The organism is Streptomyces sp. CB00316, from assembly GCF_001905595.1.
In the GTDB taxonomy this organism is placed as follows: domain Bacteria; phylum Actinomycetota; class Actinomycetes; order Streptomycetales; family Streptomycetaceae; genus Streptomyces.
Genome location: NZ_LIXI01000023.1, coordinates 1 through 11,923, shown reverse-complemented (window position 1 = coordinate 11,923; position 11,923 = coordinate 1). Strand labels below are relative to the sequence as shown.

The 11,923-nt window shown below is 73.0% G+C and carries 10 protein-coding genes; 3 read left to right on the top strand and 7 right to left on the bottom strand.

Going from position 1 to position 11,923, the window contains the following annotated elements:
• The first annotated feature begins 538 nt into the window (after nt 1–538).
• The 3 genes from AMK21_RS33420 (at nt 539) to AMK21_RS33410 (ending at nt 4,296) form a co-directional block, all read left to right on the top strand.
• The gene (locus tag AMK21_RS33420; protein ID WP_420712541.1) at nt 539–3,106 is read left to right on the top strand and encodes a Helicase associated domain protein; all 2,568 of its coding nucleotides are present in this window, start codon (nt 539–541) and stop codon (nt 3,104–3,106) included.
• Entirely contained in the window at nt 3,103–3,486 is a 384-nt protein-coding gene (locus AMK21_RS33415) for a hypothetical protein (RefSeq protein WP_073882895.1), read from the top strand. Before AMK21_RS33420 ends, AMK21_RS33415 begins: the two co-directional genes overlap by 4 nt.
• 450 nt (nt 3,487–3,936) lie before the next feature.
• Nucleotides 3,937–4,296, top strand: a complete 360-nt coding sequence (locus AMK21_RS33410; RefSeq protein WP_234422128.1) for a hypothetical protein — start codon at nt 3,937–3,939, stop codon at nt 4,294–4,296.
• A 76-nt stretch (nt 4,297–4,372) separates the two neighbouring features.
• Here AMK21_RS33410 and AMK21_RS35240 read toward each other — a convergent pair whose 3' ends face one another.
• The 7 genes from AMK21_RS35240 to AMK21_RS33370 all read right to left on the bottom strand — a co-directional run bounded on the left by AMK21_RS35240 (nt 4,373) and on the right by AMK21_RS33370 (nt 11,652).
• A complete protein-coding gene (locus AMK21_RS35240; protein ID WP_073882894.1) occupies nt 4,373–4,912 on the bottom strand; it encodes a hypothetical protein in 540 nt (179 codons plus the stop codon).
• Nucleotides 4,913–5,391: 479 nt separating this feature from the next.
• Complete coding sequence (locus AMK21_RS33395; protein ID WP_073882892.1) at nt 5,392–5,745, bottom strand: hypothetical protein; 354 nt, start codon at nt 5,743–5,745, stop codon at nt 5,392–5,394.
• A 202-nt stretch (nt 5,746–5,947) separates the two neighbouring features.
• Nucleotides 5,948–6,790: a helix-turn-helix domain-containing protein gene (locus AMK21_RS33390; RefSeq protein WP_073882891.1), complete on the bottom strand. Its 843-nt coding sequence runs from the start codon at nt 6,788–6,790 to the stop codon at nt 5,948–5,950.
• A 17-nt stretch (nt 6,791–6,807) separates the two neighbouring features.
• Nucleotides 6,808–7,152 carry a hypothetical protein gene (locus AMK21_RS33385; RefSeq protein WP_073882890.1) on the bottom strand — a complete coding sequence of 115 codons (345 nt, stop codon included), beginning with the start codon at nt 7,150–7,152 and terminating at the stop codon, nt 6,808–6,810.
• Between the two features lie 820 nt (nt 7,153–7,972).
• Nucleotides 7,973–9,703: a hypothetical protein gene (locus tag AMK21_RS36555; RefSeq protein ID WP_234422129.1), complete on the bottom strand. Its 1,731-nt coding sequence runs from the start codon at nt 9,701–9,703 to the stop codon at nt 7,973–7,975.
• A 19-nt stretch (nt 9,704–9,722) separates the two neighbouring features.
• Nucleotides 9,723–11,144 (bottom strand): hypothetical protein, encoded by a 1,422-nt coding sequence (locus AMK21_RS33375; protein ID WP_073882889.1) that lies wholly within the window; start codon nt 11,142–11,144, stop codon nt 9,723–9,725.
• Nucleotides 11,145–11,163: 19 nt separating this feature from the next.
• Nucleotides 11,164–11,652 (bottom strand): hypothetical protein, encoded by a 489-nt coding sequence (locus AMK21_RS33370; RefSeq protein WP_073882888.1) that lies wholly within the window; start codon nt 11,650–11,652, stop codon nt 11,164–11,166.
• Nucleotides 11,653–11,923 lie beyond the last annotated feature (271 nt).

Sequence of the window (11,923 nt, the reverse complement as noted above, 5' to 3'; positions counted from 1 at the left end):
CCCCGCGGAGCGGGTATCCATGCGCTGCGCGCATGGCAGGGATGGAATTCGCTTCGCGAATTCATAAAGGCGCTGCGCGCCTTTGATAAACCGCTGCGCGGTTTATGGGTATTCACGCTTCGCGTGAATAGGAATTACCGCTTCGCGGTAATTCTGGGCGCCTCTCCGCTGCGCTCCGTGGCGGGGCGTCCGCTGCGCTCCCGCCCTGCCGGCTTCGCCGGGCTGGCTACGGCAGGGGGTGGCGGTGTATCAACTGTGCCTGCGGGTAGGATCCCGAACTGGTGGGCACTCCCTCCCGGGGCCGGCCTCGGGGTCCGCCACCGTGAGGAGGTCGGGGCGGAGGGCTGGAGAGTCCGATCTGACGGGCAGTCACGCCCGGGACACGCACGCACTCAGGAAGTCGTGTGATGCGCACTGCTCCCGCAATGTAGCACACTGATCGGCCATGGTGGGATCGGAACAGGCCAACCGTCAGTCGATGTGATGCATCGTGCCGCATCAGAGTCGTGCATCAAGTGATGCGCGGGTAACATCACGAGTGAACCACTACCTCCTCCCCCGGATCTGGAGACATCTCGTCATGACCGGTGAAATTCCGCTTTACCCGCATCAGGCGGAAGCGGTGGATGCCATTGTCGCAGGACTGGAAATCCGGCCCGGACAACGTATTCCAAGAAATGGGCTGCGCGGTCAGGTACACGCGGCGTGCGGCACGGGGAAGACGTTCATTGCTGCCGGTGCGGCGCAGCGGATTTCTCCGCATGGGCGGGTTCTGGTTCTTCTTCCGACGCTGGAATTGTTGGCGCAGACGGTGCGGGAGTGGCGGGCTTTTGGGCGTTCGGGGCCGATGGTGGCGGTGTGCTCGATGGATGACGACCCGCGTCTGTACGACCTGCGGGTGCCCGCGACGACGAACGCCCCGCAGTTGGCACTGCACTACGGGAGCGGGCCGGTGACGGTGTTCGCGACGTACGCGTCGCTGCCGGTCCTGGTCGAGGCTCACGAGGGTGCGTACGGGCTCCCCATGGATGTGTGGGACCTGATCTGTGTGGACGAGGCCCACCGGACCAGCGGCTCGCTGGGGAAGGCGTGGGCGGTCGTCCACGACCAGGAGCAGCTTCCCGCGATGCGCCGGCTGTATCTGACGGCGACGCCGCGGATCTGGATGGAGCGGCCCCGGCCTCGCTGGAGCCGGAAGGGTGAGGTGGTGGCGGCGGGTGAGGTGGAGGCGCCGGGTGAGGTGGAGGCGCCGGGTGATGGGCGCAGGCCGGTGGACCGGCTGCCGAAGGAGATGGCGTGCTCGATGTCGGACGAGCGGATCTTCGGGCCGGTTCTGTGGGCTTTGGATCTCTCGGACGCGATCGCCCGGGGGCTGCTGGCGCGGTATCAGATCGTGGTGGTGGAGCTGCGGGACGAGCGGCTGACCTTGGAGAAGCTGTACGGCGAGGAGCGGTTCGAGGAGCACGTGCGGGGCGAGCGGCTCGCGGTGCTCCAGGCGGCGCTGCTGGAGGCGATGGCGGAGCACGGGCTGGAGCGGTGCATCACCTTCCACCATCGGACGGTCGAGGCAAGGGCGTTCTCGGTGGGGCTGGGGCGGGTGGCGGGTCGGCTGCACGCGGCTGATCCGGAGCGGCATCCGGCTCAGGTGTGGTCGGGGTGGCTGTCGGGTGAGCACGAGCCGGAGATGCGGGCTCAGGAGCTGTACCAGTTCGGGGCGCGGGTCGGGCGGGCGGTGATGTCGAATTGCCGGGTTCTCGGTGAGGGCGTCGACTGCCCGAGCGTGGATTCTGTCGCTTTGATCGACCCGAAGGGGTCGGCGGTGGATATTGTTCAGGCTATTGGTCGGGCGCTTCGGCAGAAGCCCGGGCAGGATAAATTGGCGACGCTGATCGTGCCGGTATTTCTTGGGCCGGATGAAACTGCGGAGGATATGCCGTATTCGGCTTCGTACCGTCCTCTTCTGAAGCTTCTTTCCGGGCTGCGGGCGCATGATGAGCGTGCAGTGGAAATGCTCGCTGTTCCGTCGGAAGACTTGAAACGGACGAAGCCGGTGTCGTCGTGGCTCGGACCGGCGCCCGAGGGTGACGACGAGGAGGAGCAGCGGCTGCTGCTCCGGTTCGGGACGCACCGCGACCCGGCGTTGGTCGCGCGGATGGTGGAGTACAACCTGATCGAGCCGGAGCACGCGAACTGGCGGGCGGGGCACCGGGCGGCGGTCGCGTACCGGGAGCGGGAGGGTGATCTCGCCGTGCCGTACAACTGGGTTGAGGGCGGGGACGAGCAGGGTGAGGGCGGGTTTCCGCTGGGGCGGTGGCTGTCCGATCAGCGCCGGGCGATGCGGGCGGGGACGATGCTGCCCGAGCGGGCCGAGGACCTGGAGGCGCTCGGCGTCGTGTGGGACCCGGCGGACGCGGCGTGGGAGGAGAACCTCGGTGCGGCCCGTGCGTACGCCGTGGCGTACGGAACCCTCGCGGCGCCGGTCACGGCGAAGATCATGGACCGACCCGTGGGTCAGTGGCTGGCCAACGCCCGGAAGAAGAACGGGCTCGGGAAGGACCAGGCTCGGGCGCAGCGGCGCGCGGCGCAGCTCGCCGCGATCGACCCGGACTGGAACCCGGACTGGCCCATCGACTGGCAGCGCCACTACGCGGCCCTGAAGGGCCTTGTGGCCCCCGGAGGTGTGGTCGGGCATGTGGAGCCGGGGGCGATGGTGAACGGGCTCGACGTGGGCGTGTGGCTGGCCGCCCAGAAGGACGGGTGGGAGGCGTTGTCCGGAGGGCAGCGCGAGCGCCTGGTCCAGCTCGGTGTCGGGCCGCCGGAGAAGCCGGCCGTCGAGGCCGTCGGGGTGAAGGCGCGGTCGCGGCGGGCGGGCGGTGCGCGGGCCGGGGCGTTCGAGCGGGGAGTCGCCGCGCTCGCCCAGTACGCGGAGCGGGAGGGGACGGTGGTGGTCGCGCGGTCCTGGTCGGAGGAGTTGCCCGACGGGACGTCGGTGCGGCTCGGTGTGTGGCTGTCGAACGTGAAGAGCCGGCGGGCCACGCTCACCGGCGAGCAGCTCCAGCGGCTGGCCGCGCTGGGGCTGGAGTGGGCGGAGGCGGAGGCGGCGTGAGCGGCGACGGCGTCGAGGAGGCTCGGGTCCGTACGGCGGTCGCTGGGCATGCCCGGCGGCGGGCGTGGGCGGAGGGCGGGGCGGTGTTCACCGCGGTGTTGGGCGGTGCGGAGGTGCGGCGGGTCGGGGCGCTGGTCGAGGAGGAGGAGCGCCGGGCCGGGGCTGAGCTGGAGGTCGAGTTCCGGGTGTTCCGGGACCGGTATGCGTACGCGGTTCGTACGGGGGATGTGGAGCTGCTCGCCGGGGTGTGTGCGGGGAAGCACGGGCGGTGGGGGCGGATCTGCGTGCTGGAGGCGGGTCACGAGGACCGGGCACCGCACTGGGGCACCACCGCGGAGGGGCCGGTCGCTTGGATCGGCAGCGCACCGGACGACGACTGAATCGGTCTGGCGCCGGAGCGGGGCCGCATGTCGAGGCCCCGCTCTACTCTGACGGCATGTCAGGGACAGTGCATCGTACTGGCGTACGAGTGGGGTCCCGAACCCGGGCCGACCACCGGGTCGCACACCTGCCTGCCGGCATCAGCTGCCGCCGTGGGAAGTGCCGGGGTCTGCCCGAAGGGAACGGTCGCGGCTGGAACGCGCGGCAGGGGGCCAGAGGTACCGGACTGCGGGTCTACCGTCCGCCTGCAACGGCTGAACGAACTGGTGCCGGTGGCGACAGGCCACCGGCACCAGGCGCTTGCGGACCCGGCCGTACTCCTGACCCCGTCACCGGGGACCGGGCCCTCTCCCGCACACTCCATGTCGGCACGGGCCACCAGGAGCGTATCCACGGCCGCACCCGAGCGTTGACCCGGTATGCGAAACATGGGCTCACGAACGCGAGTTGTGGCGGTATCGGTGCTGGCGCTCTGCCTGGTGGGGCAGGCGCCCGCGCAGGCGAGCGGGACGGCCGAGGACGGGCCGGTGAGCATCGGCGTCACCGGTGAAGGGCTGAAGGTGCGCGAGGTCCGGGTGCTCCTGGACGGCTGGAAGCCGGGCGTACGGGCCCGGATCAGCGAATGGCGCGGCGGGGAGTGGGTGCGGGACGTTCGCGGCTGGAAGCACATGGCCTCCAAGGAGACGCGCGGATACCGGTACGAGATCGCCACGTGGAAGATCGGCAAGAGCTTCCGGCACCGGAGCCGGATCTGTGCGGAGGTCTCCGGCCACGCGGAGCGGATGCCCTGCGTCACCATCAAGCGCTGAGCACGCGAAGGGGCACGCACCGGTCACGGTGCGGGCCCCTTCGTGTGCGTGCCGCGCTCTTCCTGGTCTGGCGGGTCTATCGTCCGCGTCCTTGCCGGGGGGCGGGGGCGGTCTGCTGGCGGTGTGGTTGCACTGCGGCCCCGGCGGGGGCCGGGGCCTGGGTCTGGGGGTTGGTGGGGGCGGTGGGGGCGGTGGTCGAGCGCGAGCGGGCGGCCGTGGTGGAGACGCGGGGGCCGGTGGGCAGGGGCTGGTCGAGCGGTGTGGTGAGCGCGTGGTGGGTGGCGAGCAGCAGGCGTTCGGGGGTCTTGGAGGGGGGTCCGTGGCGCCAGGGGGCGTCGTCAGGGGCGAGGCGGGCCAGGTGCCGGCCCAGGGGAACGCCGTCGCGGTCCATGCTGCGCATCCGGGCGGCGATCAGGGGCCATAGGCGGGTGCTCACCAGGTAGGCCGCTTCCTGCTGAGGCAGGTGTTCCTGAAGCTGCGCCACGAAGTAGGTATGGGCGGCCGTGTTGATGCCGAGTTGCTGGAGGGCGTGGGCGCGGTTGCCGAGGTTGAGGTCGTGAGGGAGGTCCAGGCCCTCGGTGAGCGGGCCCCAGGAGTGCTTCGCGTCGGCGCTCACCGCGGGTGTGGCCCACGGGTCGGGCCTGGGTGGCGCTGCCGGGCCCGGGCCGTACGGGGGCGGGCGCGGGGCCGGCGGGCGGAGCAGCTGCGGAAGCGGGGGCGGGGCGTACGACGGCCGGGGTGGTTGGCCGTACGACGGCGTTGGGTTCGGCGGCGGGCGCCGGCCGTACGGCGGGATCGGACACGGGCTCGGCCCGGGTCCGTACGACACCAGCGGGCCGCCGACCTCCACCAACACGTCCTCACCGACCGCGAACGCACCCTCGGACCCGACCACCCCGACACCCTCAACAGCCGCAACAATCTCGCCGACGTACGAGCACGGCTGGCCCAGGCTGGGCGTCGCCGGTGGTGGCACCTGCCCCGTCGAGGTGAGGGCGCGTAACCCGTCTCCGCGAGATCTGACCCGCAGGACACGGACACCCGCTCCGGCTCCTCCGCCCTCCGTCCCCTCGCCAACACCGCGGGCTGGTGCGGTCACGTTGCCGGTACGGTCACCGAGAACGACCCGGGCCCGCATCCGGCCTGGGCGGCGGTGGACCGACAGCGGGGGTGGTGGGGCCGGGCAGCGCCGTGGAGGGTGCGGGTGCCGGGGGCGCGGGAGGCCTGCTCGAACGCGGCCGCGGCCGCTCGGACCTTCTCCCGTACGGCGGCCGGGGACGTCGCGGCGGCCACCACCAGGAGGTCGCCCAGGACGGCGACGTCGCCCGCCCCGTCCAGCCGTCCGGCGCGGGCGAGGCGGGCGCGGCGACTGCCCTCGGTGCGGCTGCAGTCGGTGCGGGGACGGCGGCTGCTGCGGCGACGGCTGGTCGACGCCGAGCCCGGCGGCATGAGCGACGGTGAGGATCCGGGCGACGTCGACGCCCTGGTCGTGGAGGCGGCCCATCGCGGAGGCGAGGCGTTGGGGCAGGGTGTCCGGTCTGGAGCCGGAATGGGGAGGGGGCCGCTGCGCGGTGCAGCGGCCCCCTCCACGTTCCGAGCGCGGTCTTCGTCCTGTGCGGCGCCGGCCCGGCGCCCGGGCCGGCGTCCTTGATCAGAGGGGTCCGAGGTACGCGCCGCCACGACGGGTGTGGAGGTGGTACTGCTCGCGCAGGTCATCCAGGAGCCGCCGTGAGGCGCTCCTGAAGTCCTTCTTCCGTGGGGCCGGGGGGAGGCCGAGGAGGAGGCTGAGGTGGTCGTACTCCGGCCAGGACAGAGGGGTGTGCCGCTTCATGATCCAGGGGTGGCCCCCGCCCGGCTCCTCGGGATACTGTCCCCGGTCGGCGGTACGAGGGGCGATCCGCGTGACCGGGCGTTCCTCGGTCACCGTCGTGGTGACGGTGATCTTCTTCCAGGCGGCGGACCAGAGCTCGTCCTGGTCGGTGACGCCGCAGCCGTGGACGATGGCGAGGAGCTGCTGCTCGTCGACGGGGGTGGTGATGCGCAGGATGATCCGGCGCAGGGTGCTGATGGACAGGACATGGTGGTTGCCGCTCTTGTCCCGCACCTCACGGAACGAGGGGGCGCCCGCAGCCTCGTAGAGGTACTCGATGGCGCGGCTGAGGTCGCGCTCGTCGCTGATGAGGGAGGGGTGCAGGGCGGTGCCGAGCTTGGGGAGCAGGCCGCGGTCCTCGATGCGGGCCCTGATGCGCAGGCGCAGCAGGACGTCTGTAGCGTCGGGGAAGCCGCAGCCGGCAGCGAAGGCCTTGAGGGTCTTCTCCTTGGGTGTGTAGTCGCCGGAGGCGGCGCGCTGGAGGGTGGGGCGGCTGATGTCCTTGCAGTGGTCAGCGAGCTGCTGGAACGTCATGCCGGAGGCGGCCAGGAGCTCGCGGAGCATGAGGGCGAGGTGGCGGCGGTAGGTGTTGTTGGTGGTGACGGGGTTCTGGGCGCGTCCCATGTCGCGGTCCGCCGGGTTCAGCCGGTCTTCGCGAACAGGGCGCGGCCGGCGCGGCCGATCGCGGCGCCGAGGTGACGGCCGCCGGTGATGAGGACGACGGTGGCGGCGCCGGTGGCGCCGCAGCCGGCGAGGAGTTCGAGGATCTCGCCGGTGGGCATGTTCCCCGCGAGGCGCAGGACGGTGCCGCCCGCGACGCAGGCGGTGGGGAGCAGGGTGTGGGCGAGGGTGATCCGGGTCGGCGCGGGGGCCGGGGCCGGGGCCGGGGCCGGGGCCGGGGGGAGCGTGGCGGGGTCGGCGGCCGGACGGTACATGGACGTGATCTCGCCGTTGACGGGGGTGATCTCCCCGTTGATGTGCGGCATGTGAGGGTCCTTCGGGCTGAGGGGGGACGCCGCCGCGTGCTCGCAACGTCCCCCGGCCTACTGGGTGCAACCCGTGCTGCGAGGCGCGATTGGCGTCGTTCCTCCACGGGGTAGGACCAGGATCCCAGTTCGAGCGGGGCGCTGCCGGTGCCGTGCAACCGACCTATCGCCTCAGACGGAGCAAGTCGGACAGGATTTGTTCAGAACTGCGCCGGGCAGCGGCGCGGATGCGTGTTCCTTTGAATGCTCTGTGTGAACTGTCGGTGGCCAGTGCTGCCGCCCAACCCTCCGGCGGTGTCGGGACTTGCGTTGCTCCTGGTCACGGCGTATGCACCTGTGAGCGACCGCTTTGGTTCAAATCTGCGCCAGTCGTCTTTGCGTCCCCCACCGGCCGCGAGGCACCCTGGAAAGGCAACAACAACGCAGCTGAGTCCAATGAGAGGACTCTGGGGGAGTCCTGCCTACTGGGTGCAACCAAAAGTACAGGCCCCCCTTGGACTCAGCGCGTCCCCACCCGTGTTGGCGCACGGTCGGTCGGGACGCAGCGTCGGCCGTGCCGTCCTCGGACCGTACGGCCGGACCGTGGCAGGAGGCCCGTACCGGGCCCCTGCCACGGAAACCCAGGCACCGCCTGCATCGGCCCGCCCGGGCGGCAACGCACCCCGCCCGCACCACGCGGCGCTGATCGAGCAGCCGCTGCCCGGCGGAGACCCGCCCTTACCCCGCTCGCCCTTGATGTGGTGGCCTGGCATGGCGAGACCACCCTCGCGGTCCCGGTGCCCCGCCGGCCGGTTCCCCTGCCGCCCTCCCCGCCGGGGTTCTATCGTCCGCGTCCTTGCCGGGGTGCGGGGGCGGTCTGCTGACGGTGTGCGGGTACCGCGGGTCCGGCCGGGGCCTGGGTCTGGGGGTTGGTGGGGGCGGTGGGTGCGGTGGTCGAGCGGGAGCGGGCGGCCGTGGTGGAGACGCGGGGGCCGGTGGGCAGGGGCTGGTCGAGCGGTGTGGTGAGCGCGTGGTGGGTGACGAGCAGCAGGCGGCCGGGAATCTCCGAGGGCGGGCCCTGGCGCCAGGGGGCGTCCTTGGGGGCGAGGCGGACGAGGTGCCGGCCCAGGGGCACGCCCTCGCGGTCCATGCTGCGCATCCGGGCGGCGAGCAGCGGCCACTGACGGGCGCTCACCAGGAAGGCCGCTTCCTGCTGGGACAGGTGCTCCCTGACCTGCGCCACGAAGTAGGCGTGGGCGGCCTTGTTGATGCCGAGCTGCTGGAGGGCGTGGGCGCGGTTGCCGAGGTTGAGATCGCGGGGAAGGTCCAGGCCCTCGGTCAGCGGGCCCCAGGAGCGCTTCGCGTCGGAACTCACTGCGGGTGTGGCCCAGGGGTCGGGCTGGGGTGCGGTGCCGGGCCCGGGCCGTACGGGGGCGGGGCCGGCGGGCGGAGCACCTGCGGGCGCCGGGGCCGGGCGTACGGCGGCCGGAGCGGGCGGCCGTACGGGGGCGGCGGCCTGTACGGGGGCGGGCGCGGGACCGGCGGGCGGAGCAGCTGCGGAAGCGGGGCCGGTTGCCGGGGCGGGGCGTACGGCGGCCGGAGCGGGGGTCGGCCGGACGGGGGCGGGCGCAGCGGGCGGGGTCGGGCCGGAAGCGGGCGGCCATGCAGTGGTAGACGTCGTCGCGGGGGCGGGCGCAGGGCCGGGGGGCGGGGTCACGGCGGAAGCGGGGCCGGTTGCCGGAGCGGGCCGTACGACGGGAGCGGTGCCGGCGGGCGGAATCGCTGCGGAAGCGGAAGCAGGTCCGGGTGCGGGAGCGGGCCGTACGGCGGCAGCCGCCGCGGGAGCGGGAGCAGCGGCGGGGGCGGTGGTGGGTGTCGGGACGGGGGCGGTGGTGGGTGTCGGCCGTACAGCGGGGGCCGTGGCGGGGGCCTGGACTTGGGGCGGGGAGGCCGGGTTGGCGGCTCGGGTGGTGGCGGCAGCGACGGCTTGGTCGACGCCGAGGCCGGCGGCGTGGGCGTCGGTGAGGATGCGGGCGATGTCGGCGCCCTGGTCGTGGAGGTGGCCCATGGCGGCGGCGAGGGTGGGCCAGGCCGGGGAGGAGAGGATCGCGTCGCGGACCAGGCCTTGGGGGATGGTCGCGCGCAGGAGGTCGGCCCAGCGGTCGGTGCCTTCCGCCTTCGTACGGGCGGCGTTGTGGGCGACGGCCCGCTCCACGCCGGAGGCCATGTTGCCCAGGTTCGGCAGGAACGTGGTGAGGTCGACGCCGGCGTGGGCGAGGGACATGAGTTGGCGGGCCATCACCGGCCAGTCCGGACTGCCCGCGAGGTGGTCGAGGAGGCCGGCGGGCAGGTGCTTGCCGAGCTCGGCGGCGGCCCACCGGTCCTCGGCGTGCTTGGCGTAGCCGTCGGGTAGCTCCTTCTCCTTCCCGTCGTGGTGTTTCTGGGCGGCGCGGCGGACCGCGTCGGCGATCGTGAGGATCAGCCGTACGGACATCGCCGCGGCCTGCGCCGCCTCCGACAGGGCTTCGGAGAACGGCTCGCCGAGCGGCTGCGCGGAGGCGGGCGTGGACATGAGGGCTCCTTCGTACGGGTCAGCGCGAACGCCCCGGGCCCGGGTGCGGTCGGGGCGGCACACCGGTAACGGGCGGGGGCAGGGTGGGGCCACGCCCGGCTGTGGGCATCACCCGTACGGTGCGCGGCACGGTCCGGGGTGTCGTCGTACGGGCGCTGGTGCTGGTGAGGGTGGCTGCTTCGCGCAGCAGGACGGCGGCCTGGGCGGCGGCGCCGGTCTGGGCGCGGTGGTCCTGTGCGCGGTGCCAGGCGGTGGCCGCTTCGACGGCTTCGACGAGGGCGATCAGGAGGTTCAGGACGGCCGGGGCGCCGCCGCCCCGGGCGGTCTGCGGGGCGCGTTCCAGGGCGCGGGTTGCGGCCTTGAACCCGGCGCGGGCGGCGCCTTGCAGGGTGCGGGCGCCGGGGGCGCGGGCGGCCTGCTCGAACGCCGCCGCCGCCGCGCGGACCTTCTCCCGTACGGCGGGCGGGGACGTCGCGGCGGCCACCACCAGGAGGTCGCCCAGGGCGGCGACGTCGCCCGCCCCTTCCAGCCGTCCGGCGCGGGTGAGGAGAGCGGCGGCCAGGCGGATCCGGTCGTGCGCCCCGTTGAGGTTCTCCGGGCTGATGCCGGGCTCGAAGCGCTCGCGGACGCGGGGCAGGGACAGGTCGTAGGCGAGGGTGCGGCCGGAGAACCAGACCGGCCTGGAGCCGCCGTCGGCGCGGTCGCCGGGCAGGGCGACCGCGTACCCGTCCAGGGCGCCGTGCTGGTCGTGGTGTTCGCGTACGCGCAGGCCCGCGTCCCGCAGCCGGGTGAGGAAGTCGGTGGTGCCGGTGGCGTGGGCGGCGGCCTCGCGGACGGTGCGCTGAAGGGTCTCGCGGGCGGGTTCGGCGAGGCCCCGGCGGGTGGCCTTCTCCTTCTCCCCCGTGGCCGGGGCGCGGCGTGCGGTGCGGTCCAGCGGCGACATCGCCTCCAGCCCCCAGCGGGCCTCGAAAGCCCGGGCGGCGGTGTGCATGCGGGGGATGTCGCCGCGCAGGCGGGGGTGACGGCCGTCCTGACGGGCGAGGGTCGCCACGATGTGGATGTGATCCGGGGCGTGACGGACCGCCACCCACCGGCAGGCGTGTTCGTCACCGTGCGGTGCGATCCCGGCGGCGGCCACCATCTCGGCGGCGACCTCGGCCCACTCGGTGTCGGACAGCACCCGGTCATCGGGGGCGTTACGGACCGCGGCGTGCCATACGTGCTCGGCGGGGCGCGGGCCGGGCAGCGCGGCGACGGGGGCGTCCAGCAGCAGTCCGAGGTCGGACAGCGTCATACGGTCCGGGGTACGGGCCGGGCAGGGAAGGTCGGGGTCCCAGCCGCCGACGAGGTGCGGGTCGGTGTGCTCTTCGTGGTTCCCGGGGCCGTAGAGGTAGGCGAGGAGATCGGCGGTGGCCGTCCCGCCGCGGGCCTTCTTCGGCATCACCGCGTCCGCACCCGTTTCATGTCCGGGAGCGCCGTTCGCGCATGAGCTGCACGGTCGCCGCATCCACCCTGACGATCGCCCCGAGTGCTTCCTCAACGGCGGTGCGGACCTGGTCCGGGAGAGCAGGTGCGGGGGTGTTCGCAACGGCGGCGCGGGAGCCGTCGGGGTGCGTGCCGGCGGAGACGGGGAACGGTGCGGGCGGTGCGGGCGGTGCGGTGAGGGTGTGCAGCGTTGCCACGGTTTCCTGGAGGTGGATCCGGGACCGGATCAGCTCGCGCAGCACGTCGCCGGTATCGGCGGACAGCGGGATCAGGGTGTGCTGGGCGACCGCGATCACCTGCCGGGCGGCCCACGCTCCCAGAGCCATCTGGCCGTCCCGGCCGGCGGCGGTGAGGATCACTTCCAGCTCGGTGTCGTCGAACGACATGTTCACCCGGTTCGTGCGGGTGGTACCGGTCTGCCGTGCGCGGCGGCGCGGTCCTTTACCGGGCCGTTCCGCCGTCACCGTTCCTCCTCCGGAAAAAGGGGTGTGGGTGGTGTCGGGTGGGGTGCGGTCCCGGGACGGGAAAATGTGTTGTCGTTACGTTATGCACTAACTGGCTCCCCTTTTCTAATGCTTGAAAAATGCGTCCACCGGCCGTCAGGAATGCGTCGGCGGCACGCACGGCAACCCGCGCATACCACCACCACCCGGGCACACCCCTACACCCGCACCCCGCCCCACCAAACCCCCAACCCGGAGAGGCACACCCCCACCACCACACACCCCCACAACG